The 24,063-nt window shown below is 54.4% G+C and carries 23 protein-coding genes; 16 read left to right on the forward strand and 7 right to left on the reverse strand.

The features are described from left to right. Positions 1–40 precede the first annotated feature (40 nt). From tar to bglB, 10 genes are all read left to right on the forward strand, one after another. The gene (tar, locus tag ACUY4S_RS09860; protein ID WP_458023094.1) at positions 41–1,696 is read left to right on the forward strand and encodes a methyl-accepting chemotaxis protein II; all 1,656 of its coding nucleotides are present in this window, start codon (positions 41–43) and stop codon (positions 1,694–1,696) included. A 564-nt stretch (positions 1,697–2,260) separates the two neighbouring features. After that, positions 2,261–3,130: a protein-glutamate O-methyltransferase CheR gene (cheR, locus tag ACUY4S_RS09865; RefSeq protein WP_312691610.1), complete on the forward strand. Its 870-nt coding sequence runs from the start codon at positions 2,261–2,263 to the stop codon at positions 3,128–3,130. Continuing rightward, positions 3,127–4,176, forward strand: a complete 1,050-nt coding sequence (gene cheB / locus ACUY4S_RS09870; protein WP_312691611.1) for a protein-glutamate methylesterase/protein glutamine deamidase — start codon at positions 3,127–3,129, stop codon at positions 4,174–4,176. The genes cheR and cheB overlap by 4 nt, the downstream gene beginning before the upstream one ends. A gap of 17 nt (positions 4,177–4,193) precedes the next feature. Next, entirely contained in the window at positions 4,194–4,583 is a 390-nt protein-coding gene (gene cheY / locus ACUY4S_RS09875) for a chemotaxis response regulator CheY (protein WP_023480048.1), read from the forward strand. A gap of 11 nt (positions 4,584–4,594) precedes the next feature. Next, positions 4,595–5,239 (forward strand): protein phosphatase CheZ, encoded by a 645-nt coding sequence (cheZ, locus tag ACUY4S_RS09880; RefSeq protein ID WP_312691612.1) that lies wholly within the window; start codon positions 4,595–4,597, stop codon positions 5,237–5,239. A 251-nt stretch (positions 5,240–5,490) separates the two neighbouring features. Further along, on the forward strand, positions 5,491–6,642 hold the full coding sequence (gene flhB / locus ACUY4S_RS09885; RefSeq protein ID WP_312691613.1) for a flagellar biosynthesis protein FlhB: 1,152 nt from the start codon (positions 5,491–5,493) through the stop codon (positions 6,640–6,642). After that, positions 6,635–8,713 carry a flagellar biosynthesis protein FlhA gene (gene flhA / locus ACUY4S_RS09890; protein ID WP_312691614.1) on the forward strand — a complete coding sequence of 693 codons (2,079 nt, stop codon included), beginning with the start codon at positions 6,635–6,637 and terminating at the stop codon, positions 8,711–8,713. Before flhB ends, flhA begins: the two co-directional genes overlap by 8 nt. Then, positions 8,713–9,123: a flagellar protein FlhE gene (gene flhE, locus ACUY4S_RS09895; RefSeq protein WP_458023095.1), complete on the forward strand. Its 411-nt coding sequence runs from the start codon at positions 8,713–8,715 to the stop codon at positions 9,121–9,123. The genes flhA and flhE overlap by 1 nt, the downstream gene beginning before the upstream one ends. A gap of 301 nt (positions 9,124–9,424) precedes the next feature. Next, on the forward strand, positions 9,425–11,002 hold the full coding sequence (locus ACUY4S_RS09900) for an MFS transporter (RefSeq protein WP_312691616.1): 1,578 nt from the start codon (positions 9,425–9,427) through the stop codon (positions 11,000–11,002). Between the two features lie 10 nt (positions 11,003–11,012). Then, positions 11,013–12,152: a beta-galactosidase BglB gene (bglB, locus tag ACUY4S_RS09905; RefSeq protein WP_458023096.1), complete on the forward strand. Its 1,140-nt coding sequence runs from the start codon at positions 11,013–11,015 to the stop codon at positions 12,150–12,152. Positions 12,153–12,247: 95 nt separating this feature from the next. Here the strand turns inward: bglB and argS are convergent, their stop codons facing one another. Further along, entirely contained in the window at positions 12,248–13,981 is a 1,734-nt protein-coding gene (gene argS / locus ACUY4S_RS09910; protein ID WP_312691618.1) for an arginine--tRNA ligase, read from the reverse strand. Positions 13,982–14,127: 146 nt separating this feature from the next. On the opposite strand from argS, the gene ACUY4S_RS09915 reads away from it, so the two are divergent. Beyond that, complete coding sequence (locus ACUY4S_RS09915) at positions 14,128–14,688, forward strand: VOC family protein (RefSeq protein WP_458023097.1); 561 nt, start codon at positions 14,128–14,130, stop codon at positions 14,686–14,688. A gap of 64 nt (positions 14,689–14,752) precedes the next feature. Next, the gene (cutC, locus tag ACUY4S_RS09920) at positions 14,753–15,496 is read left to right on the forward strand and encodes a copper homeostasis protein CutC (protein WP_312691620.1); all 744 of its coding nucleotides are present in this window, start codon (positions 14,753–14,755) and stop codon (positions 15,494–15,496) included. Between the two features lie 85 nt (positions 15,497–15,581). Here the strand turns inward: cutC and cmoB are convergent, their stop codons facing one another. The 5 genes from cmoB to ACUY4S_RS09945 are packed head-to-tail and all read right to left on the reverse strand — an operon-like array spanning position 15,582 to position 19,159. Beyond that, positions 15,582–16,553 carry a tRNA 5-methoxyuridine(34)/uridine 5-oxyacetic acid(34) synthase CmoB gene (cmoB, locus tag ACUY4S_RS09925; protein WP_312691621.1) on the reverse strand — a complete coding sequence of 324 codons (972 nt, stop codon included), beginning with the start codon at positions 16,551–16,553 and terminating at the stop codon, positions 15,582–15,584. Continuing rightward, positions 16,550–17,290, reverse strand: a complete 741-nt coding sequence (gene cmoA, locus ACUY4S_RS09930) for a carboxy-S-adenosyl-L-methionine synthase CmoA (protein ID WP_458023098.1) — start codon at positions 17,288–17,290, stop codon at positions 16,550–16,552. Before cmoA ends, cmoB begins: the two co-directional genes overlap by 4 nt. Before the next feature lie 39 nt (positions 17,291–17,329). Beyond that, on the reverse strand, positions 17,330–17,725 hold the full coding sequence (locus tag ACUY4S_RS09935; protein WP_458023099.1) for an MAPEG family protein: 396 nt from the start codon (positions 17,723–17,725) through the stop codon (positions 17,330–17,332). Positions 17,726–17,777: 52 nt separating this feature from the next. After that, on the reverse strand, positions 17,778–18,596 hold the full coding sequence (locus tag ACUY4S_RS09940; protein ID WP_458023100.1) for a DUF72 domain-containing protein: 819 nt from the start codon (positions 18,594–18,596) through the stop codon (positions 17,778–17,780). Next, a complete protein-coding gene (locus tag ACUY4S_RS09945) occupies positions 18,593–19,159 on the reverse strand; it encodes a hydrolase (RefSeq protein WP_458023101.1) in 567 nt (188 codons plus the stop codon). The genes ACUY4S_RS09940 and ACUY4S_RS09945 overlap by 4 nt, the downstream gene beginning before the upstream one ends. Before the next feature lie 265 nt (positions 19,160–19,424). Between ACUY4S_RS09945 and aspS the strand changes: the two genes are divergently transcribed. From aspS to ruvC, 4 genes are all read left to right on the forward strand, one after another. Further along, entirely contained in the window at positions 19,425–21,203 is a 1,779-nt protein-coding gene (gene aspS / locus ACUY4S_RS09950; protein ID WP_312691626.1) for an aspartate--tRNA ligase, read from the forward strand. Position 21,204: 1 nt separating this feature from the next. Further along, complete coding sequence (nudB, locus tag ACUY4S_RS09955) at positions 21,205–21,663, forward strand: dihydroneopterin triphosphate diphosphatase (RefSeq protein WP_458023102.1); 459 nt, start codon at positions 21,205–21,207, stop codon at positions 21,661–21,663. A gap of 126 nt (positions 21,664–21,789) precedes the next feature. Then, positions 21,790–22,530: a YebC/PmpR family DNA-binding transcriptional regulator gene (locus ACUY4S_RS09960; RefSeq protein ID WP_039056641.1), complete on the forward strand. Its 741-nt coding sequence runs from the start codon at positions 21,790–21,792 to the stop codon at positions 22,528–22,530. 164 nt (positions 22,531–22,694) lie between these two features. Then, positions 22,695–23,216, forward strand: a complete 522-nt coding sequence (gene ruvC, locus ACUY4S_RS09965; RefSeq protein WP_458023111.1) for a crossover junction endodeoxyribonuclease RuvC — start codon at positions 22,695–22,697, stop codon at positions 23,214–23,216. Between the two features lie 24 nt (positions 23,217–23,240). Here ruvC and ACUY4S_RS09970 read toward each other — a convergent pair whose 3' ends face one another. Further along, positions 23,241–24,059, reverse strand: a complete 819-nt coding sequence (locus ACUY4S_RS09970; RefSeq protein WP_458023103.1) for a helix-turn-helix transcriptional regulator — start codon at positions 24,057–24,059, stop codon at positions 23,241–23,243. Between the last annotated feature and the right edge of the window lie 4 nt (positions 24,060–24,063).

The raw sequence follows: 24,063 nt of genomic DNA on the forward strand, positions 1-24,063 counted from the left end.
TGCCGATAACACCGTTAAGAACTTATCAAGAAGGTGTTGTATGTTGAACCGTATCCGCGTCGTTACAATGCTTATGAGCGTGTTGCTGGTGTTTGCCCTGCTGCAACTCGTTTCTGGCGGGCTTTTTTTCTCCTCGCTTAAGCAAAATCAGCAGAGCTTTGCCGTCTCCAATGATCTGCGCATGCAACAAACCGAACTGGGCAAAGCCTGGGAACTGATGCTGCAAACCCGCATTAACCTCAGTCGCTCTTCCGCGCGTATGTTGTTGGATCCCAGCAACCAGCAGAGCAGTGCGAAAACCGATCTGCTCAACAGCGCGAAAAATTCTCTGACCGAGGCGGCGAAGCATTATGACGCTTTCCGTGCATTGCCCTCGTTGCCAGAGATGGACGCTGCCCGCCAGACGCTGGACGATAAGTACCGTACCTATAACGCCGCCCTCACTGAACTGGTCCAGTTCCTTGAAAGCGGCAATATGAACGCATTTATGGCGCAACCGACCCAGGGGATGCAAAACGCCCTCGGTGAGGCGATGGCGAAATATGCAAGCTTAAGTGAAAACTTGTATCGCAACGCCTGGGAACAAAGCGTGAGCGACTACAACTTTGCCAAATGGCAGATGGCAATCCTGGCGCTGGCGCTGGTGATTGTTCTCACCGCCGTTTGGTATGGCATTCGCCGCATTCTATTGTCTCCATTGTCGTCAGTTATTCGTCATATTCGCGAGATTGCCGGCGGTAATCTGGCGCATACTCTGACCATTGCCGGACGCAGCGAGATCACCGAACTGGCGCAAAGCGTTGATCATATGCAAAACGCATTGATCGAAACAGTCACCAATGTGCGTCAGGGTTCTGATGCAATTTACGCCGGCACCAGTGAAATCGCTGCGGGAAATAACGATCTCTCTTCGCGCACTGAAGAGCAGGCTTCCGCGCTGGAGCAGACCGCAGCCAGTATGGAAGAGTTAACGGCCACGGTGAAACAGAACGCAGAAAACGCCCGTCAGGCCTCGCTGCTGGCGCAGAGTGCGTCGGAAACCGCAGAACGCGGTGGCAAAGTGGTGGACGGTGTAGTGAAAACGATGCATGAAATCGCTACAAGTTCACAGAAAATCGCCGACATTATTAGCGTTATCGACGGCATAGCCTTCCAGACCAATATTCTGGCATTAAACGCCGCAGTTGAAGCTGCACGTGCTGGTGAGCAAGGGCGTGGGTTCGCCGTGGTAGCCGGTGAAGTGCGTAATCTGGCCAGCAGAAGTGCGCAGGCGGCCAAAGAAATTAAAGCTTTAATTGAAGATTCTGTCTCCCGTGTCGATACCGGATCAGTACTGGTCGGTAGCGCAGGCGAAACCATGCTGGACATTGTTAACGCTGTAACGCGGGTAAACGACATTATGGGCGAGATCGCATCGGCCTCGGATGAGCAGAGCCGCGGAATCGATCAGGTTGCGCTGGCGGTATCCGAAATGGATCGCGTTACGCAGCAGAACGCCTCACTGGTACAACAATCGGCCGCCGCAGCGGCCGCCCTGGAAGAACAAGCCAGCCTGCTGACGATGGCGGTATCCACTTTCCGCCTCTCAGCGGCAGCCGGCACACCGGTACGACCAGCGTCTGCCCCTGTGGCGACGGCCCCGGCGCGAAGCCGCCCGCAGTCCGGCGGTCAGGAAGCGAACTGGGAAACATTTTAGCAGTGCCTGGGCGGTAACGTTGCCGCCCGAAAAGAGCAGGGATGTTGAACAGGTTGCCCAATAAAAAAGTGAATGTGTTTTGGCATGTTGTAGGTTGGCAGTAAAAAGTTGTCTTTCTCAGCAATTAAGGAAAGCACGTCACATCTACAGGACGTAGTAGAAATAACCATCAGCGCAGTGCGCAGGCGGTAGAAGAGAGTAAAGCCTGGTTTAACGACGGTTTCATGGCTGCTGTACAAAGCCCGAAGCCGCTGTGTGGACGAAGAATGATGTCGTCTGCGCCGTCACCCTGGACCACGACATATGGGCGAAACTGCCGCCGCGACAGTGCAATAACGTCGCAAAACGGGGCAGAACACGCATGCCATAAGCCTGATGGAACGGGTGATGCAACGGGGTGCTGCGCGTGTAGAAAAGAGATCTGCCGCCGGCCCGTGACAAAACCCGGCGGATAAACTGACCGCGTTGGTGGCAGTGTTTAAGAATGAAGAGCGGGTCGGCAGACCTGAAGTGGCACGGCAAAGCGCGTGCCTGTTACATCCTGAACCTAGTTGAGAAGGCGCTATGACATCATCACTGCCCAGTGGGCAAACGTCATCAATATTACAGCAGATGACTCAGCGCCTCGCGCTGTCCGACGCGCATTTCCGTCGGATCTGTCAACTGATATACCAGCGAGCGGGGATAGTCCTCGCCGATCATAAACGTGACATGGTCTACAACCGGCTGGTCCGCCGTTTGCGCACGCTGGGGCTGGATGATTTCGGTCGTTATCTGAGCATGCTGGAAGCGAATCAGAATAGCGCCGAGTGGCAAGCGTTTATTAACTCGCTGACCACCAACCTCACTGCATTTTTCCGGGAAGGGCATCACTTTCCGGTACTGGCTGAACATGCGCGTAAGCGCACAGGAGAGTATCGCGTCTGGAGTGCCGCCGCTTCGACGGGTGAAGAACCCTATTCGCTGGCTATTACGCTTGCTGACGCGCTCGGAATGGCGCCAGGTCGCTGGAAGGTGTTCGCCAGCGATATCGATACTGAGGTGCTGGAAAAAGCCCGTGCCGGTATCTATCGCCAGGATGAGCTGAAAACCCTTTCGCCGCAGCAGATGCAGCGCTATTTCATGCGCGGCACCGGGCCTCACGCCGGACTGGTGCGGGTACGTCAGGAACTGGCGAACTACGTTGATTTCACGACCGTGAACTTGCTGGATAAGCAATACAACGTACCGGGGCCGTTTGACGCTATTTTCTGCCGTAACGTAATGATTTATTTTGATAAAACGACGCAACAGGACATTCTGCATCGTTTTGCTCCGCTGCTTAAGCCGGACGGATTATTGTTTGCCGGGCATTCGGAGAATTTCAGCAACCTCGTGCGCGAGTTTAGCCTCCGTGGGCAGACCGTTTATGCGCTGAGTAAGGATAAAGCATGAGTAAAATCAGGGTATTGTCCGTCGATGATTCCGCATTGATGCGTCAGATCATGACAGAAATAATCAATAGCCACAGTGATATGGAAATGGTCGCGACGGCGCCGGATCCGTTGGTCGCCCGGGATTTAATTAAAAAATTCAACCCGGACGTGTTAACGCTGGACGTCGAAATGCCGCGCATGGACGGACTGGACTTCCTGGAAAAATTAATGCGCTTACGCCCGATGCCGGTCGTGATGGTTTCTTCACTGACTGGAAAAGGGTCGGAAGTGACGCTGCGTGCGCTGGAGCTGGGGGCGATTGATTTCGTCACTAAGCCGCAGATCGGTATTCGCGAAGGTATGCTGGCCTACAGCGAGATGATCGCTGAGAAAGTGCGTACCGCATCGCGTGCGCGTCTGGCTGCGCACAAACCGATGGCCGCACCGGTGACATTAAAAGCCGGCCCATTGCTGAGCTCGGAAAAATTGCTGGTAATTGGCGCGTCAACCGGAGGAACAGAGGCAATTCGTCATGTACTCCAGCCATTGCCGCTCTCAAGTCCGGGTATTCTTATCACTCAGCACATGCCGCCGGGATTCACTCGCTCTTTTGCAGAACGTCTGAACAAGCTGTGTCAGATCAGCGTTAAAGAGGCGGAAGATGGTGAGCGCGTATTGCCTGGCCATGCCTACATTGCCCCCGGCGACCGACATATGGAGCTGGCGCGCAGTGGAGCGAACTATCAAATTAAGATCCATGACGGGCCGCCGGTTAACCGGCATCGTCCTTCCGTGGATGTGCTGTTTCATTCGGTAGCGAAATTCGCCGGGCGCAACGCCGTGGGAGTTATTCTCACGGGGATGGGCAACGACGGCGCGGCCGGAATGTTAGCGATGCATCAGGCTGGCGCCTGGACCATCGCGCAAAACGAAGCGAGTTGTGTGGTGTTCGGCATGCCGCGCGAAGCTATCAATATGGGTGGCGTTAGCGAAGTGGTCGATCTTAGCCAGGTAAGCCAGCAGATGTTGGCGAAAATCAGTGCCGGACAGGCAATACGTATTTGAACTAGGAGTAAAAATTTATGGCGGACAAAGAGCTCAGATTTCTGGTTGTGGATGACTTTTCCACGATGCGTCGTATCGTACGCAACCTGTTAAAAGAGCTGGGGTTCAACAACGTCGAAGAAGCCGAAGACGGCGTTGACGCGCTGAATAAACTCCAGGCCGGTGGGTTTGGTTTTGTTATCTCTGACTGGAACATGCCTAACATGGACGGTCTGGAGCTGCTGAAAACCATTCGTGCCGACAGCAATATGGCCTCTATGCCGGTGCTGATGGTTACGGCCGAAGCGAAAAAAGAGAACATCATCGCTGCAGCTCAGGCGGGCGCGAGCGGCTACGTGGTGAAACCGTTTACCGCTGCAACCCTGGAAGAGAAACTCGGTAAGATCTTCGAGAAACTTGGCATGTGAGGACTGGATAAATGATTCAACCTTCAATTAAACCAGCGGATGAACATTCACCCTCCGACATTATTGCCCGGATAGGCAGTTTAACGCGCATGTTGCGCGACAGTCTGCGTGAATTAGGCCTTGATCAGGCGATTGCTGAAGCAGCGGAAGCGATTCCCGATGCTCGTGACCGTCTGGATTACGTCGTACAGATGACTGCGCAGGCTGCAGAGCGTGCGTTGAATAGCGTCGAAGCCTCTCAGCCGCATCAGGATGAGATGGAGCGCGGTGCGAAAGCGCTGACTAAACGTTGGGACGAGTGGTTTGAAAACCCAATCGAACTGGCGGACGCGCGTGAACTGGTGACGGATACCCGTAAGTACCTGGGTGAAGTACCGGATCACACCAGCTTCACCAACGCGCAGCTGTTGGACATTATGATGGCGCAGGATTTCCAGGATCTGACCGGTCAGGTTATCAAACGTATGATGGATGTGGTCCAGGAGATCGAACGTCAACTGCTGATGGTTCTGCTGGAAAACATTCCGGATCAAAGTGCGCGTCCGAAACGTGAAAACGACAGCCTGCTCAACGGGCCGCAACTCGATGCGACCAAAGCCGGTGTGGTAGCGAGCCAGGATCAGGTCGACGATCTGCTCGATAGCCTCGGTTTCTGATTTGCACCTAATCCTTCATGTTCTTATGAAGGATTAGGTTTGTAAAACAGCATGTTATAAAAAAGTGGAAAGGACTAAAACTTTCCGCTTTTGCTTTTCCCTTTCTTTTTTTGCATATCTTATCGCCGTCATGGCGTGATGTTTCCCTGCCCAAATGGCGAAAACCCCCCGTTTTTGTGCCTTACTCTGCCCATTAGACGGCGTTGACTCTGGCAATATGTCATCAAACCTGCAACCCCTGGATGTACGCCGTGGCCTCTGAAGACAGCGACGACAAAACAGAAGCCCCCACAGCGCACCGACTAGAAAAGGCGCGCGAAGAAGGGCAGATCCCCCGATCGAAAGAGCTGACATCGATTCTGATCATGCTGGCGGGTATCTGCATCCTGTGGTTTGGCGGCGAGTCGTTTGGCCGTCGGTTGTCGATTGTCCTGTCAACCGGCCTGCGCTTTGACCACGGTATCGTCAACGACGAAAACCTGGTACTGGCGCAAATTATCATCATGCTGAAAAACGCACTTCTCGCCATGTTGCCTCTGCTCACTGGCGTGGTGATTATCGCGTTGATTGCGCCCGTGATGTTGGGCGGCCTGGTGTTCAGCACCAAATCGCTGGCGTTTCAGTTTTCCAAACTGAACCCGTTAAGCGGCATCAAGCGACTGTTTTCCGGGCAGGTGGGCGCGGAGCTGGTAAAAGCGCTGATGAAAGCATTGTTTATGGGGGGCGTTGCCGGTTTGTTCCTGTGGCACCACTGGCCGGACATGATGCGTTTAATGAGTGAGTCGCCTTCTAAAGCCATGGCGAATGCACTCAATCTGGCCGGACTTTGTGCACTGCTGGTGGCTCTGAGCATTATCCCGATGGTGGGGTTTGACGTGTTCTGGCAGATCTACAGCCACCTGAAAAAACTGCGGATGTCACGCCAGGATATCCGTGATGAGTTCAAACAGAGCGAAGGCGACCCGCATGTGAAAGGTCGTATTCGCCAGATGCAGCGCGCGGCGGCGCGCCGTCGCATGATGGCCGATGTGCCGAAGGCTGACGTTATAGTGACTAACCCGACGCATTACTCCGTCGCGCTGCAATATGACGAGAATAAAATGAGTGCGCCGAAAGTGGTGGCGAAAGGGCAGGGCCTGGTCGCACTGCGCATTCGTGAGTTGGGTACAGAAAATCGCGTGCCGATTCTTGAAGCCCCGCCGCTGGCGCGTGCGCTCTATCGTCATGCTGAGATTGGTCAGCAAATCCCTGGCCAGCTGTACGCGGCGGTAGCCGAAGTACTGGCGTGGGTATGGCAGTTGAAACGCTGGCGTTTGTCTGGCGGCCAACGCCCTGTTAAACCTGAAAACCTTCCGGTGCCAGAGGCGCTGGATTTCTTGAACGAGAAGGACACTGATGGCTAATCTGGTAGCAATGCTGCGTCTGCCCAGCAATCTGAAATCGACCCAGTGGCAGGTACTTGCCGGGCCGGTGCTCATCATGCTGATTTTGTCGATGATGGTGCTGCCGCTGCCAGCGTTTGTCCTCGATCTGCTGTTTACCTTTAACATCGCCCTGTCCATCATGGTGCTGTTAGTGGCAATGTTTACCCAGAAGACTCTGGAGTTTGCCGCATTCCCTACCATTCTGCTGTTTACGACCTTGCTGCGCCTGGCACTGAACGTTGCCTCAACGCGTATCATCCTAATGGAAGGGCATACCGGCTCTGCCGCGGCAGGCCGTGTGGTTGAAGCCTTCGGCCACTTCCTTGTGGGCGGTAACTTCGCCATCGGTATTGTGGTGTTCATCATCCTCGTGATCATCAACTTCATGGTAATCACCAAAGGTGCTGGGCGTATTGCTGAAGTCGGCGCGCGTTTCGTACTTGACGGGATGCCAGGCAAACAGATGGCGATCGATGCGGACCTCAACGCCGGGATTATCGGCGAAGATGAAGCGAAACGCCGCCGCTCCGAAGTAACCCAGGAAGCTGATTTCTACGGTTCAATGGACGGTGCGAGTAAGTTCGTTCGCGGTGACGCCGTCGCCGGTATCCTGATCATGGTGATTAACGTCATCGGCGGGCTGCTGGTCGGGGTTCTGCAACACGGTTTATCGATGGGCGATGCGGCGGAAAGCTACACCCTGCTGACCATCGGTGACGGCCTGGTTGCGCAAATTCCGGCGCTGGTTATCTCTACCGCGGCGGGTGTTATCGTTACTCGCGTTGCAACCGATGAAGACGTCGGTCAGCAGATGGTCGGCCAGCTGTTTACCAACCCGCGCGTGATGTTGCTGAGCGCCGGTGTTCTCGGTCTGCTGGGCATGGTGCCGGGCATGCCAAACCTGGTTTTCCTGCTGTTTACGGCGGCGCTGCTGGGACTGGCCTGGTGGTTGCGTGGTAAAGAGCAGCAAGCGCCCGCCGCCGCAGAACCGGTGAAACTGCCGGAAAACACCCAGGCCGTAGAAGCCACCTGGGGCGATGTGCAGCTGGAAGATTCGCTGGGTATGGAAGTCGGCTACCGTCTTATTCCGATGGTGGACTTCCAGCAGGATGGTGAATTGCTGGGGCGTATTCGCAGTATTCGTAAGAAATTTGCGCAGGATATGGGCTTCCTGCCGCCGGTGGTGCACATCCGCGACAATATGGACCTGCCGCCGGCACGCTATCGCATTCTGATGAAAGGGGTGGAAATTGGCAGCGGCGATGCGTATCCGGGGCGCTGGCTGGCGATTAACCCAGGCACCGCGGCGGGGACATTGCCGGGTGAACAAACTGTCGATCCGGCCTTTGGCCTGACGGCAATCTGGATCGAGAGCGCACTCAAAGAACAGGCGCAGATTCAGGGCTTTACCGTAGTGGAAGCCAGTACCGTGGTGGCAACCCATCTCAACCACTTGATTGGTCAGTTTTCTTCAGAGCTGTTTGGTCGCCAGGAAGCACAGCAGTTGCTTGATCGCGTCACACAGGAGATGCCTAAACTGACCGAGGATCTCGTACCGGGCGTGGTCACGCTGACCACGCTGCACAAAGTGCTGCAAAATCTGCTGGCCGAGAAAGTGCCAATTCGCGATATGCGCACCATTCTGGAAACGCTGGCGGAACACGCGCCGATGCAAAACGATCCGCATGAGCTCACCTCGGTGGTACGCGTCGCGCTGGGCCGTGCGATTACCCAGCAGTGGTTCCCGGGCACCGATGAAGTGCAGGTGATTGGCCTCGATACCCCGCTGGAACGCTTGCTGCTGCAGGCACTGCAGGGTGGTGGCGGCCTGGAGCCTGGCCTGGCAGACCGTTTGCTTGAGCAGACGCAGGAAGCACTTACCCGCCAGGAGATGCTTGGCGCGCCGCCGGTACTGCTGGTAAACCATGCCCTGCGTCCGTTACTGGCTCGCTTCTTACGCCGTAGCCTGCCGCAGCTGGTCGTACTGTCGAATATGGAAATGTCGGATAACCGTAATATCCGCATGACAGCCACGATTGGAGGCAAATAATGCGTTATCTGGCCTGGCTGTTCGCATTACCATTGTTGGCCCACGCTGCCGGAGAGGGGGCGTGGCAGGCCAGCAGTATCGGCGTCACACTGAACCACCGTGGCGTGGCCGCCTCGTCCGCGCCACTGGCTTCTTCTCAGCCGGTTAACGGCCTGATGACGCTGGTTGCCTGGCGGTATGAGTTGAATGGCCCGACGCCAGCCGGGTTGATTGTCCGTCTCTGTTCACAAACCCGCTGTGTTGCGCTGGACGGCCAGAGCGGTACAACGCTCGGTTTTACCGGTGTTCCGGCCATTGAACCGTTACGCTTTGTCTGGGAAGTGCCAGGCGGTGGTCGGCTGATGCCCGCCTTAAAAGTGCAGAGCAATCAGGTTATTGTGAATTATCGTCAGCCCGCCCAAAACGGTTAACCGTCTCGCTGTCAACCCTCTCAGTAAGTTAGCGTCTTTTTTAAACAAATAATCCCGTCGCCCGGCGGGATTTTGACGTATGGCTCTCATTTCTGACCCGTCCTTTTGATGCAAAAGAAACACTGTTTTATAAATCGGTGAAGCGCGTAACGGCACCCTTTGCATTATTGCCATTTGTCATGTCCTGCTGGCAAAAACAGAAAGGTTTCCACTTGCACATCCTCTTACTTTAGCCATGTAAGATTTTCCTTTGGCGCAGCCGTAATGCCAGAGGTCCCAATAATGAAAAGGGTTGACGGCAATGAAAACACGAAAAATAGGATTGGCTAATTACCTCGCCTACGGTTCAGGTGACTTTCTGGGGGCGGGTACCACCGCGTTGACCGCAGCATGGTTACTTTATTTCTACACGACCTTCTGCGGCCTGACGCCCATTGAGGCAACATTTATCTTTGCCACCGCCAGGGTGTTGGATGCGGTGGTCAGTCCGTTGATGGGCTTTTTAACCGATAACTTTGGCACGACCTGGCTGGGTAAACGCTTTGGTCGTCGCAAGTTCTTTATTCTGCTGGGTATTCCATGCGTGTTCAGCTACTCCATCATGTGGGTAGGGGACATGAGTTTCTGGTACTACCTGCTGACCTATCTGCTGTTTGATGTGGTTTACACCATGATCCTGGTACCGTATGAAACGCTGGTACCGGAGATGACCGATGACTTTAAACAGAAAACCAAATTCTCTGGCGCGCGTATTTCTATGGCGCAGATGTCAGCGATCCTGGCCTCGTTCCTGCCGGGTGTTTTGCTGACCCATTTCGGCAAAGAAAACCCCATCTCCTTCTTCTACGCCAGCCTGGTGTTCTCTGTGCTTTGTGCGTTGATGCTGACCTTCGTCTGGTGTTTCACCTGGGAGCGCCCACGTGAAGAGTGGACGGAAGCGGCACTGCGTGCAGAAGAGGAGAAAAAGAGCCTGACGCTGGGTCAGAGCCTGAGCCGCCTGTTTGTTGAACTCAGCTCAACGTTACGTATTAAGATTTTCCGCCAGCATCTGGGTATGTACCTTGGCGGGTATATCGCGCAGGACGTATTTAATGCCGTATTCACCTATTACGTGGTATTTGTGCTGATGCAGGAAGCGTCTCTCGCTTCTAACCTGCTGGGTACGATGGCGATTTTCCAGTTTATCGCCGTGATTGCCATGATCCCGCTGTGTATCCGTTTTGGACCCGCGCCTTCATACCGCATGGTGGTCGTGCTGTTTGGCCTGAGCGCCGCCTCTTATGGCGTGCTCTACTACGCTGGGCTGAGTGACGTTTACTCGCTGTTGCTGCTGGTTTCTGCCGTTGCGGGCCTGGGGCGTGGTGGCATCAACTATGTACCGTGGAACACATACACCTACATTGCTGATATTGACGAAGTAGTGACAGGCCAGCGTCGCGAAGGAATTTTTGCCGGGATTATGACCCTGACGCGCAAAGCGTCTCAGGCGGGCGCTGTGATGCTGGTGGGGATCGTAATGCAGGCGTCTGGTTTTGTTTCCGGCCAGAAAATACAGGCACCGGAAGTCAGTCATACCATCCTGATGATCATGTGCTTCGGCACTATCCTGGTGCTGTGCTGCGGTTTCCTTGTCTCCCTGCGCTTTAAACTGAACCTGAAAACCCACAGTGTACTGCGTGAAGAGACAGCCAAAATGCGCCAGAGCGGCCGGAGTATGCCGGAAAGCATTACGCCAGAGGCCCGTGAAACCGTCGAAATGCTGGCGGGTATGCCCTATGAGTCCCTGTGGGGGAATAACAACATTGGCTACTTGAATCGAAATAAACCTGCCGCGCCGGCGCTCAAAAAAGGCGCGTCGCTGAAATCGACTTACAACTGAGGTTACTAATATGAAGGTTTGGCCTGTCAAACACAGCCCGTTATTACGTCAGCCAGAGCGTTTTATCGCCCGTGATGAACTGAAAGCGTTGATCCGAAAAATCACGCATAACCTGGTCAATATTCACGATAACACCGGCGAGTTTTTACTGCGTCTCGACGATGGGCGGGTGATTGATACCAAAGGCTGGGCTGGCTGGGAATGGACACACGGTGTGGGCCTGTATGGCATGTATCAGTACTACCGCCAGACGGGTGATGAAACCATTCGCGACGTGATCGATAGCTGGTTCGCTGACCGTTTTGCCGAGGGGGCAACCACCAAGAACGTCAACACCATGGCACCGTTCCTGACGCTGGCGTATCGCTACGAGGAAACCGGTAACCCGAGCTACCTGCCCTGGCTGGAAACCTGGGCCGAGTGGGCAATGAATGAGATGCCACGCACGGAACATGGCGGCATGCAGCACATTACCCTGGCGGAGGAAAACCATCAGCAGATGTGGGATGACACACTGATGATGACGGTGCTGCCGCTGGCGAAAATCGGTAAGTTACTCCATCGCCCCGACTATGTGGAAGAGGCGGTATATCAGTTCCTTCTGCATGTACAGAACCTGATGGATCGGCAGACCGGACTTTGGTTCCACGGCTGGAATTACGACGGTAATCATAACTTTGCCAGTGCTCGCTGGGCGCGTGGTAACAGCTGGCTGACCATTGTGATCCCGGACTTCCTGGAGCTGGTGGATCTGCCAGAAAACAACGCCGTGCGCCGCTATCTCGTGCAGGTCCTGAATGCGCAAATCGCCGCGCTGGCGAAATGCCAGCATGAAAGCGGGCTGTGGCATACCTTGCTGGACGATGCCGACTCCTATCTGGAAGCCTCGGCAACAGCCGGATTTGCCTACGGGATTTTGAAAGCGTTGCGCAAGCGTTATATCAGTGCTGATTACACGGAAGTGGCTGAAAAAGCGGTAAAAGCCATTGTTGGCCATATTTCGCCGGAAGGGGAATTGTTGCAGGTTTCGTTTGGTACCGGTATGGGCAGCGATTTGGAATTCTATCGTCAGATCCCGCTGACCTCGATGCCATACGGGCAGGCGATGGCAATGCTGTGTCTGACGGAATATTTGCGTAAGTATTTCTGACGATGCAAAAAAGAAAAACCCCGGGTAGCCGGGGTTTTTTATGCCTGATGAGGCAAGTGCGTTTTTGCCGGGTCGGTTACTGCCGGCGGCAACGATTACATGCGTTCCACCGTTTCGATACCCAACGTATCCAGCCCCAGTTTCAGAGTCTTCGCCGTCAACTGTGCCAACTTCAGTCGGCTCAGACGCACCTCATCGCTTTCCGCACTGAGGATTGGGCAGTGCTCGTAAAAACCAGAGAACAGCCCGGCCAGATCGTACAGATAGGCGCACATAACGTGCGGAGTCCCTTCGCGCGCCACGACATTCAGCGTCTCTTCGAACTGCAACAGGCGGGCAGCCAGTTGTGACTCGCGCTCTTCGTTGATCAGTACGGGCGCATTTTCCAGAATACTTTCTTCAACACCCGCTTTACGGAACACTGACAGCACACGCGTATAAGCGTATTGCATGTAGGGTGCGGTATTGCCTTCAAACGCCAGCATATTATCCCAGTCGAACACATAGTCGGTGGTGCGGTTTTTCGACAGATCAGCATATTTTACTGCGCCGATACCCACTGCGTTCGCCAGTTTTTCCAGCTCATCGGCTGGCATATCCGGGTTTTTCTCAGCGACAAGGCGACGAGCGCGTTCCAGCGCTTCATCCAGCAGATCGGAAAGTTTTACTGTCCCACCGGCACGGGTTTTAAACGGCTTGCCGTCTTTACCCAGCATCATGCCGAACATGTGGTGTTCCAGCGGCACGGAATCTGGCACATACCCGGCTTTACGCACAATCGTCCAGGCCTGCATCAGATGCTGGTGCTGGCGGGAGTCAATGTAGTAAAGCACGCGGTCGGCATGCAGCGTTTCATAACGGTACTTCGCGCAGGCGATATCGGTTGTGGTGTAGAGGTAGCCGCCATCTTTTTTCTGGATGATGACGCCCATCGGTTCGCCTTCTTTGTTCTGGTATTCATCCAGGAACACCACAGTGGCACCTTCGCTTTCCACTGCCAGGCCTTTTTCCCGTAGATCTGCAACGATACCCGGCAACATAGGGTTATATAAGCTTTCACCCATCACATCTTTGCGGGTCAGGGTGACGTTCAGACGCTCGTACGTTTTCTGATTCTGACTCATGGTGATGTCGACCAGTTTACGCCACATTTCGCGGCAGTACGCGTCGCCGCCCTGCAGTTTCACCACGTAGCCGCGCGCACGTTCGGCAAATTCGGCATCTTCATCGTAGTGCTTTTTCGCTTCGCGGTAGAACCCTTCGAGATCCGCCAGCGCCATCTCGCCCGCATTTTCCTGCTGTTGCAATTCCAGGTAAGCGATCAGCATACCGAACTGGGTGCCCCAGTCGCCCACATGGTTTGCACGGATCACGTTATGACCCAGCAGTTCCTGGGTACGTACGGAAGCGTCGCCGATAATGGTGGAGCGCAGGTGGCCGACGTGCATCTCTTTCGCTACGTTTGGCGCGGAATAATCGATAACGATAGTTTGCGGCTGCGGACGGGTAATACCAAGACGGTCGGACTTCAGCGCTTCGCTGACATGTTCGGCAAGAAACGTCGGCGCAAGAAAAATATTGATAAAGCCTGGCCCGGCGATTTCAACCTTACTGGCAATCCCGTCAAGTGAGAGGTGGGTCAGAACTTGCTCGGCCAGTTGTCGCGGTGCCATGCCCAGTTTTTTTGCAACTGCCATCACGCCGTTAGCCTGATAGTCGCCAAACTGAACTTTTGCTGACTGGCGGACCTGCGCTTCGCAATCTTCTGGAGCGCCTGCCGCAATCATGGCCTGACTGACTTTTTCTGAGAGAAGTGCCTGAATATTCACCGGGATACCTTACATTTAGGACGCCGCAAAGCAGAGGCGGCGTCCGGGTGTTTAATAAAGCCGGGAGTATACTGCAAATGCCCGGTGGCGTCAGCACTGCATAACACGGTAGATTATGGGCTTTGTTATGACTTGCGAGCACTGTTATGAGCCATTGGCAAACACTCGAAGAGTTGCGGGATATCGCGGAAGATTTGCCGCGTTTTAGCGACGATTTGCAAAAATTGACTACCCGTCTTGGGCTGAATATTGCACCCTTAAACGCCGATCATATCTCCCTGCGTTGCCACCAGAATACGACGGCGGAACGCTGGCGGCGCGGTTTTGAGCAGTGCGGGGAGCTACTGTCGGAAAACGTGATCAATGGCCGTCCTATCTGTCTGTTCAAACTGCGTGAACCTGTGTGCGTGGCGCACTGGCAATTCGACGTTATCGAACTGCCGTGGCCGGGTGAAAAACGCTACCCCCACGAAGGCTGGGAGCATATTGAGATTGTTTTGCCGGGTGCGCCGGAAACGCTGAATGCCCGTGCGCTGGAGCTGATTGCAGATGAAGGGCTGAGCCAGCCAGGTATCGCAGTGAAAACAAGTTCGCCTAAAGGCGAACGTGAACGATTACCCAACCCGACGCTGGCGGTGACCGATGGTAAAGTCACGGTGAAATTTCATCCGTGGACCATTGAGGCTATCGTCGCCAGCGAACAATGAACGACAAGGCTGTGAGCGGTGGGGCGCCGTGCACCTGCCCTCATAGTGCAAAAAGGGAGGCGTGATGACATTACTGGAAATCTGTTGCTATGGCGTTGATGACGCGGTGATCGCCCAACAGCATGGGGCCGATCGCATAGAATTTTGCGCTGCACCGAAAGAGGGCGGTTTAACCCCTTCTTACGGGGCATTGAAAGCCATTCGCAAGGCTGTAACGATCCCGGTGCATCCCATTATCCGTCCGCGCGGCGGCGATTTTTGTTATCGCGATGATGAGTTTTCCGCCATGTTGGAAGATATCCACTTTCTGCGTGAGCTTGGTTTCCCGGGGCTGGTTATCGGGATCCTTGATGAGGATGGGGGTGTGGATCAGGCGCGAATGCGCAAGGTAATGGCCGCTGCGCAGGGAATGGCGGTCACTTTTCATCGCGCCTTTGACATGTGTGCTGAACCGCGACAAGCCTTTGATATATTGGCAGAATTGGGTGTCGCGCGCATTCTGACTTCCGGGCAGCAAGCGTCGGCGGAAAAAGGTCTTTCAATTATTCGGGAACTAAATGACCGATCCGGTGTTCCAATCATTATGGCGGGTGCGGGGGTACGTCCTGAAAACCTCGAACGCTTTCTCACTGCGGGTGTGAAAGAGGTGCACAGTTCGGCAGGTTGCTGGACAGCATCGCCAATGCGTTATCGCAATACAGGATTATCGATGTCTTCAGATGCCAGCGCGGATGAATATGCCCGCTACGGCGTTGACGGAAATTCAGTGGCGGCGATGAAAAAGAAGATCCACGACCATCACCGCTGAAAACGATTTTTACCGCGCATCATGTCGCCCAATATGATGCTTGCTCGTACCAGGCCCCTGCCATTAACAGGGGTCTTTTTTTATCTTAAGGTTTACGCGCAATCAATACGGCACGCTGCGGTGCGGGGTAACCCTCAACGGTTTTAGTGCTGTCTGCCGGATCGAGGAAATCGGCCAGTGACTCGCTGATCATCCAGGGTGTGCGACGCTGCTCGTCGGTGCTGGTCACGCTGATATCGGCAATACGCACATCAATAAAACCGCATTTCTCCAGCCAGTTTTTCAGCGCCAGTGCGGAGGGAATAAAGTAAACGTTACGCATTTGCGCATAACGATCGCCTGGCACCAGCACAGTATGTTCGTCGCCTTCGACCACCAGCGTTTCCAGCACGAGCTCACCCTCTTTAACCAACTGATCTTTGAGCTGCCAAAGATGTTCCAGCGGAGAACGACGATGGTAGAGCACGCCCATCGAGAAAACGGTGTCAAAAGCATTAAGCGCAGGCAGTTGCTCAATGCCCAGCGGCAACAAATGCGCCCGGCGATCATCACCCAGCAGTTTGCGCACCGCTTCAAACTGGCATAAAAACAGTTGTGTCGGATCGATTCCAACCGCCAGCGAGGCCCCGGCACCTATCATGCGCCACAGGTGATACCCGCTGCCGCAGCCCACATCAAGAATGGTACGTCCGCGTAAATCGGAAAGATGCGGCAGAACACGTTCCCATTTCCAGTCAGAGCGCCATTCGGTATCAATATCAATACCGTAAAGGGAGAAGGGGCCTTTACGCCAGGGCATCAGATTACGCAGTAGCGTCTCCATGCCTTTTAACTGACCAGGGCTAAGTGGCTCCGCGCTCTGCGCCGTCACGCTATTTTGCAGATCCAGCCTGGCCGGGGTGACAGACGGCAGAAACTCCACCGCATTATTCCATTGTTTAAATTGCCCATGCAGGGCTTCGCGCTGCCAGCTGGAGATTTGCGCAGGCAGGGTATCCAGCCAGTGGGCTAAAGGACCGACAGCGATTTGCTGATAAAAACGACCAAATTCAATCATGCGTTGTCCGCCTTCAGCGCGACCAGAGAACCAAAGTTAAAACACTGGAACCACAATTCACTGTGTTCAAAACCCGCTTCACGCAGGCGAGCTTTATGGGTCTCGACAGAGTCGGTCAGCATCACATTTTCCAGCATGCTCCGTTTCTGGCTGATCTCCAGTTCGCTGTAGCCATTGGCACGTTTAAAGTCATGGTGCATGTTAAAGAGCAGCTCGCCGACGGTGTGGTCTTCAAAACTGAATTTTTCTGATAGCACCAGCGCTCCGCCCGGGTTCAGCCCCTGGTGGATCTTCTTCAACAGAGCCAGCCGGTCATGCGGCTCAAGGAACTGCAGCGTGAAGTTGAGTACCACCATTGAAGCGTTTTCGATTGTGATGTCGCGGATATCCCCTTCAATGACCGTCACTGGCGTAGGCGCTTTATAGGCGTCGATATGACGCCGACAGCGCTCGACCATCGCTGGAGAGTTATCGACAGCAATGATATGGCAATCAGTGTGCGCAATATTGCGACGGATAGAGAGGGTGGCGGCGCCAAGCGAGCAACCAAGATCATAGACCTGCGTCGCGGGTTGCACAAAACGCTCCGCCAGCATGCCGATCATCGAGATAATATTGGAGTAACCCGGTACGGAACGCTGGATCATGTCCGGGAAGACTTCAGCTACCCGTTCGTCAAAAGTCCAGTCGCCCAGGCTGGCGATAGGCGCAGAAAAAAGCGTGTCGCGGTGAGACATAGTGTAAATATCCGGGAAAACAAAGGGGCGTATTGTGCGCTAATGCAGGGAGAAAACCAACTCCCAGGGCATATACCACAGGTTTGCCAGCACCATCAGTACCAGTGAACACCAGGTGGCGCTCATGCCGGAACGACGCCAGCGAAACAGACGGTGATAATAACCGTAATAATGCATCAGGCGGCCTGCTATCAACAGAAGCCCACAAGCATGCACCATCCAGGTTTCGGCTCCGTTCATCTCCATAAAGAGGAGCAGAATAATCGCGATGGGCAGGTACTCTACAGCATTGCCATGAATACGAATGGCACTCTGTAATTCGCTAAATCCACCATCGCCATAACTCACGCGATACTGCATGCGCAGTCGGGAAAGATCCATTGAAAACTTCAGCAGCAACAACGCACCCAATACGGCATAAAGCGCGCTAACCATACAAACTCCCTTTTAGGCATCGGTGACCGCTTTACAATGATAGGTTGTCCACTCAAAAAAGAGAAGATTGCTGCGGCAGAGAAGGGGCGTTGCCAATACAGGGAAGCGCTGTATACAAATCCTGCCACAACGTTTCGACCAGCTCCGGCGCATGCGCAATATCTGGCGTATGCAAAAAAAGATAAGGTGTGGTGGTCTGCTCCCAGAGCGGCAATTTAGTTAGCCAGACGGCAAACAGTTCGCGGTTTTGTTGCATATTGTCACTGCCGATAAAGCGCACCATCGGATGGCTGGCGGTGAGCAGTGCGTGTACCGGCACTTTGGGCTTTTTACGCTGCGCCTCTATCACCGCTTCGCTATGCTGCACCGCACTATGAACCGGCCGGCTATCCAGCATCACTCTGTTCACTCCCCGGGCGCGCAGTCCCTGATTTAACATTTTCTCGTCTTCCCGTTTGGCAAAAAAAGAGGGATGGCGAACCTCAACGCCGTAAGTGAATTCTGCGGGCAATGCGTCAAGAAAGGTCCACAGAGCAGGCAAATCGCGCGGGCCAAATACGGGCGGCATCTGAAGCCAGTACTGCCCAATTCGGTTCGACAGTGGTGACATACGGGTGAAGAATTCTGCTGTTAGATCGGCGCAATCTCGCAGTGCCGCCTGATGGGAAATGGTTGCCGGGAATTTAAAACAGAAGCGGAAATCATCCGTGGTTTGATCGCGCCAGCGATCGACAATTTCCGCTTTCGGCAGTGCGTAAAGCGTGGTGTTACCCTCCACGCAATTAAAGTAGCGGGCGTAGTCTGCGAGGCTGGTGATGCCAAGGCGCACCCATTTAGGGTGCGACCATTGCGGTAAGCCGATGTAGATCATAGCGCCTGGAGGATCTCATTCGTACTGCGTACACGACCAATACGCGGGAAAATGTGGGTCATACTGCCCTGGTGTTGATCGCTACTGCCCGCGCTGCAGGCGTCCTCGGCAATGACCAGCGAGAAACCGAGCTCCCAGGCGTTGCGGGCAGTCGATTCAACCCCAATATTGGTCGAAATCCCGCACAGGACGATGGTATCAACACCGCGACGGCGCAATTGCAGTTCTAAATCGGTCCCGTAAAACGCGCCCCACTGGCGTTTGGTTACTTCTATATCGCTTGCTTTTTTACCCAACGCGTCGGGATAGTCCCACCAGTTTGCGGGCAGCGTATGGCCGCCGGCAGGGGCATCGACAGGCTGTTTCAGCGCTTCGGCAAAATCTTCCGACCAGCCCACGCGCACCAGCACAACTGGCGAACCGTTTGCACGAAATTTCTCCGCCAGCGTGGCGGCGCGGGCAACCACGTCCTGCGCGGTATGCGGACCGCCTGCGAAAGGAAGGATGCCTTCCTGTAAGTCGATCACGACCAGCGCGGTTTTTTCGGCATTGAGCTCCAGCATAATAACTCCTGCAAAATGAATGATGTCGGCGGTTACCTTACGCGGTAACGCTGCATGCGCGGTTTACAATTTTTGTTAAATTTTGTGAGAATGCGCAATAAGCGCGCAGCAAACGCGCGTACAGTCGGACGCGGGCTTATCGTCACGCATAATTTCCAGTATAATAGCCCCCTTTTTTCATCCAGTTGTGACATACGAAAATAGCTGCTACCAAAGCGCCTGAACGCAGGTGACGGGTCGCACGCAGCTAATTAAAGGATATCTCATGCGTACAGTATATTGCGGGCAGCTCAATCAGTCCCATGTCGGACAGCAAGTAACGCTTTGTGGGTGGGTCAATCGTCGTCGTGACCTCGGTAGCCTTATCTTTATTGATATGCGCGATCGTGAAGGCATCGTGCAGGTGTTTTTCGACCCGGACCGTCAGGATGCGTTCCAGCTCGCGTCTGAACTGCGTAATGAGTTCTGTATTCAAATCACCGGTACCGTGCGGGCGCGCGATGCAAAAAACGTCAACAAAGATATGGCTACCGGTGAAGTTGAAGTGTTCGCGACCGAACTGAACATTATCAACCGTTCCGATGTGCTGCCGCTGGACTCCAACCACGTCAACACCGAAGAAGCGCGTCTGAAGTACCGTTATCTCGACCTGCGTCGCCCGGAAATGGCGCAGCGACTGAAAACCCGCGCCAAAATCACCAGTTTTGTACGCCGTTTTATGGACGATCACGGTTTCCTCGACATCGAAACCCCGATGTTGACCAAAGCGACGCCGGAAGGTGCGCGCGACTACCTCGTGCCGAGCCGCGTGCACAAAGGCAAGTTCTATGCGCTGCCGCAGTCGCCTCAGCTGTTCAAACAGTTGCTGATGATGTCGGGTTTCGACCGCTACTACCAGATCGTTAAATGCTTCCGCGACGAAGACTTGCGTGCCGATCGCCAGCCGGAATTTACCCAGATCGATGTGGAAACTTCCTTTATGACGGCACCGCAGGTGCGCGAAGTGATGGAAGCGCTGGTTCGTCAACTGTGGCTTGAAATCAAAGGTGTTGATCTGGGTGATTTCCCGATCATGACTTTTGCTGAAGCTGAGCGTCGTTACGGCTCCGATAAACCAGATCTGCGTAACCCAATGGAACTGGTAGATGTTGCCGACCTGCTGAAAGCGGTTGAGTTTAAAGTCTTCTCCGGCCCGGCAAACGATCCGAAAGGCCGTGTTGCCGCCTTGCGTGTTCCGGGTGGCGCACAGCTTAGCCGTAAACAGATTGACGACTACGGCAAGTTTATCGAAATCTACGGTGCGAAAGGCCTCGCCTATATTAAAGTCAATGAAGCCGCCAACGGTCTGGAAGGGATCACCAGCCCGGTCGCCAAGTTCCTCAACGCAGAGATCGTGAGCGCTATACTTGAGCGCACTGGCGCGCAGGATGGCGACATGATTTTCTTCGGCGCAGACAACAAAAAAGTGGTGGCCGATGCGCTGGGCGCGCTGCGTCTGAAAGTGGGCAAGGACCTGAATATTACCGATGAAGGTAAGTGGGCACCGCTATGGGTTATTGACTTCCCGATGTTTGAAGATGACGGCGAAGGCGGCCTGACGGCTATGCACCATCCGTTCACCTCGCCGAAAGACATGACCGCCGCAGAGCTAAAAGCTGCGCCGGAAGAGGCCGTTGCTAATGCCTACGATATGGTCATTAACGGCTATGAAGTGGGTGGTGGTTCTGTGCGTATCCATAGTGGCGATATGCAGCAGACGGTGTTCAGCATTCTGGGCATTAACGAACAGGAACAGCGTGAGAAGTTTGGCTTCCTGCTGGACGCGCTGAAATATGGTACACCGCCGCATGCAGGTCTGGCGTTTGGTCTGGATCGTCTGACCATGTTGCTGACCGGTACAGACAATATTCGTGATGTTATCGCTTTCCCGAAAACCACCGCGGCTGCGTGTCTGATGACCGAAGCGCCAAGCTTTGCCAACCCGGCTTCGCTGGTGGAATTAGGCATTTCGGTGGTCAAAAAAGAGACCCCGGAGAATAAGTAATATGCCATTTAAGCACCCTGTCTCTGTACTGGTCGTGATTTATGCGCAAGATACGAAACGGGTGCTGATGTTGCAGCGACGTGACGATCCTAATTTCTGGCAGTCGGTTACCGGCAGTCTGGAAGAGGGGGAGGTAGCGTCGCAAGCCGCCGCGCGTGAAGTAAAGGAAGAGGTCGATATTGATGTTGCGCAGGAGCAACTGGCCTTAGTCGACTGTCAGCGCACGGTGGAGTATGAAATCTTTAGTCATTTACGTCATCGCTACGCGCCGGGCGTTACGCACAATACCGAGTCATGGTTTTGTCTTGCGCTGCCCCATGAACGTCAGATTGTTTTTAGCGAACATCTGGCGTACCGCTGGCTTGATGCGCCCGCAGCGGCGGCATTAACCAAGTCATGGAGCAACCGGCAGGCGATTGAAGAATTTGTAATTAACGCCGACGAATTTTCCCGGAACTGAGGATCTCTGTAAGGCGAAACGCCCTCCTGGGTCGGTGCTTGCAGCAGCAGGACGCCGACGCAAACGGGGGCCACTCACTGACTGAGCGACGGGTTTACGGGAAAAGGCTTTATTGGAGAGTTTCTTATGGCAGGTCATAGTAAATGGGCCAACACCAAGCACCGCAAAGCGGCACAGGATGCCAAACGCGGTAAGATTTTTACCAAAATTATTCGTGAGCTGGTCACTGCGGCACGTCTGGGCGGCGGTGACATTGCTTCCAACCCGCGTCTGCGTGCAGCGGTTGATAAAGCGCTGAGCAATAACATGACCCGTGACACCCTGAACAGGGCGATTGCGCGCGGCGTTGGCGGTGACGACGATGCAAACATGGAAACCATCATTTATGAAGGTTACGGTCCTGGCGGCACCGCGGTGATGGTGGAGTGCCTGAGTGATAACCGTAACCGTACCGTGGCTGAAGTGCGTCACGCGTTTAGCAAATGTGGCGGCAACCTGGGTACTGATGGTTCTGTGGCATATCTCTTCAGCAAAAAAGGGGTGATCTCTTTTGAAGCGGGCGATGAAGACACCATTATGGAAGCGGCGCTGGAAGCGGGTGCGGAAGATGTGGTGACCTTCGATGACGGTGCCATTGACGTTTACACCGCGTGGGAAGAGATGGGTACTGTGCGTGACGCGCTGGAAGCCGCTGGCCTGAAAGCAGACAACGCAGAAGTTTCTATGATCCCGTCCACGAAAGCGGATATGGATGCAGAAACAGCGCCGAAACTGCTGCGTCTGATCGATATGCTGGAAGACTGCGATGACGTGCAGGAAGTTTACCATAACGGTGAGATCTCCGACGAAGTCGCGGCAACGCTGTAATACCTGCCATCTTGCAACCCACTGGAGCGTTGGCTTTCATCGCACACTCCAGTCACGGAGTCTCTCTACGCTCCTGGGGATGCACTGCGTAGCCGCCTTCCTGTGAACTGAAATAGGTTGGGTATCAGGGGTTGCAGGATAATGAAGCCAAGCGGAGATGCATGATGGCGATAATTCTCGGGATCGACCCGGGTTCACGTATCACCGGTTATGGTGTGATCCGCCAGACAGGCCGCCAGCTGACTTACCTCGGCAGCGGCTGCATCCGCACTAAAGTGGACGATTTACCGTCGCGTCTGAAACTGATCTATGCAGGCGTGACGGAAATCATCACTCAGTTCCAGCCTGATTATTTCGCCATTGAACAAGTGTTTATGGCGAAAAACGCCGACTCGGCGCTTAAACTGGGGCAGGCGCGTGGTGTGGCGATTGTTGCTGCGGTTAACCAGGAATTGCCGGTGTTTGAGTATGCCGCCAGGCAGGTTAAACAGACCGTTGTCGGCATTGGCAGTGCGGAAAAAAGTCAGGTTCAGCACATGGTGCGTAACCTGCTGAAACTCCCTGCCAATCCACAGGCAGATGCCGCCGATGCGCTGGCTATCGCCATTACACACTGCCATGTCAGTCAGAATGCGGTACAGGTAAGCAGTTCTCGCCTTAGTCTGGCGCGTGGAAGATTACGTTAAAAAGCGCCTTTGCAGGCGCTTTTTTTATAACAAAGAACGGATTTTCCGGGCATCCTCTTCACTGGAGGGGTTATAGACCACCATTGTCAGGTCGGGTTGTCCTTCAACGGAGAAACTCGAATATTCCAGCGACAATTGCCCTGCGCGGGCATGCAGCAGGATCTTGGTACCTTCCTCCATCCCCTCAATATCGTTTTCCTGCCACAGCGCGGCAAACTCAGCTGATGCAGCACTGAGTTCCTCCACCAGTGGGCGGATTTCGGCAACCGCACCGGCCCGAACTGCATCAGCACGAAAGGCTGCAACCAAAAAACGCGTCAATCCTTGCCAGTCGTTTTGCATCGCGCGTACATGAGGATTGAGAAACATCCTCCGCAAAATATTGCGCTGCTGGAAAGGCAGTGAGGGATAATCCGATAACACCACGGTGGCGGCTTTGTTCCAGGCGAGTACATCCCAGGTGGCATTGCGGATTAACGCCGGGCTAAAGGGCATATGATCCAGTACGTTTTGCAGCCGCGCGCTTATCGTGCCTGTCGGGTTGTAATGCACGCCAGGCGCACGCCCCAAACCAAGATGAAAAACATGCTCACGTTCCCGCTCAGAAAGCCGCAGTGCCTGGCAAATGCGCTCTAGTACTTCCGCCGACGGCGTACCGCCGCGTCCCTGTTCGAGCCAGGTATACCAGGTGGCGCTGATACAGGCCAGGTGCGCGACTTCTTCGCGCCGTAATCCCGGCGTACGCCGCCGACCGGTATGGAAACCCAGTGTTTGCGGGTCCAATTGCGCACGGCGGGATTTGAGATAATCACCAAGATCTTTAGGCTGTGTCACGCTATGCATCCTG

It is taken from the genome of Kosakonia beeri (assembly GCF_054165705.1).

Excerpts from the sequence above, each read along its gene's own strand:
- tar (WP_458023094.1), top strand. The coding sequence starts at position 41 with ATGTTGAACCGTATCCGCGTCGTTACAATGCTTATGAGCGTGTTGCTG.
- cheR (WP_312691610.1), top strand. The coding sequence starts at position 2,261 with ATGACATCATCACTGCCCAGTGGGCAAACGTCATCAATATTACAGCAG.
- cheB (WP_312691611.1), top strand. The coding sequence starts at position 3,127 with ATGAGTAAAATCAGGGTATTGTCCGTCGATGATTCCGCATTGATGCGT.
- cheY (WP_023480048.1), top strand. The coding sequence starts at position 4,194 with ATGGCGGACAAAGAGCTCAGATTTCTGGTTGTGGATGACTTTTCCACG.
- cheZ (WP_312691612.1), top strand. The coding sequence starts at position 4,595 with ATGATTCAACCTTCAATTAAACCAGCGGATGAACATTCACCCTCCGAC.
- flhA (WP_312691614.1), top strand. The coding sequence starts at position 6,635 with ATGGCTAATCTGGTAGCAATGCTGCGTCTGCCCAGCAATCTGAAATCG.
- flhE (WP_458023095.1), top strand. The coding sequence starts at position 8,713 with ATGCGTTATCTGGCCTGGCTGTTCGCATTACCATTGTTGGCCCACGCT.
- ACUY4S_RS09900 (WP_312691616.1), top strand. The coding sequence starts at position 9,425 with ATGAAAACACGAAAAATAGGATTGGCTAATTACCTCGCCTACGGTTCA.
- bglB (WP_458023096.1), top strand. The coding sequence starts at position 11,013 with ATGAAGGTTTGGCCTGTCAAACACAGCCCGTTATTACGTCAGCCAGAG.
- ACUY4S_RS09915 (WP_458023097.1), top strand. The coding sequence starts at position 14,128 with ATGAGCCATTGGCAAACACTCGAAGAGTTGCGGGATATCGCGGAAGAT.
- cutC (WP_312691620.1), top strand. The coding sequence starts at position 14,753 with ATGACATTACTGGAAATCTGTTGCTATGGCGTTGATGACGCGGTGATC.
- cmoB (WP_312691621.1), bottom strand. The coding sequence starts at position 16,553 with ATGATTGAATTTGGTCGTTTTTATCAGCAAATCGCTGTCGGTCCTTTA.
- cmoA (WP_458023098.1), bottom strand. The coding sequence starts at position 17,290 with ATGTCTCACCGCGACACGCTTTTTTCTGCGCCTATCGCCAGCCTGGGC.
- ACUY4S_RS09935 (WP_458023099.1), bottom strand. The coding sequence starts at position 17,725 with ATGGTTAGCGCGCTTTATGCCGTATTGGGTGCGTTGTTGCTGCTGAAG.
- ACUY4S_RS09940 (WP_458023100.1), bottom strand. The coding sequence starts at position 18,596 with ATGATCTACATCGGCTTACCGCAATGGTCGCACCCTAAATGGGTGCGC.
- ACUY4S_RS09945 (WP_458023101.1), bottom strand. The coding sequence starts at position 19,159 with ATGCTGGAGCTCAATGCCGAAAAAACCGCGCTGGTCGTGATCGACTTA.
- aspS (WP_312691626.1), top strand. The coding sequence starts at position 19,425 with ATGCGTACAGTATATTGCGGGCAGCTCAATCAGTCCCATGTCGGACAG.
- nudB (WP_458023102.1), top strand. The coding sequence starts at position 21,205 with ATGCCATTTAAGCACCCTGTCTCTGTACTGGTCGTGATTTATGCGCAA.
- ACUY4S_RS09960 (WP_039056641.1), top strand. The coding sequence starts at position 21,790 with ATGGCAGGTCATAGTAAATGGGCCAACACCAAGCACCGCAAAGCGGCA.
- ruvC (WP_458023111.1), top strand. The coding sequence starts at position 22,695 with ATGGCGATAATTCTCGGGATCGACCCGGGTTCACGTATCACCGGTTAT.
- ACUY4S_RS09970 (WP_458023103.1), bottom strand. The coding sequence starts at position 24,059 with ATGCATAGCGTGACACAGCCTAAAGATCTTGGTGATTATCTCAAATCC.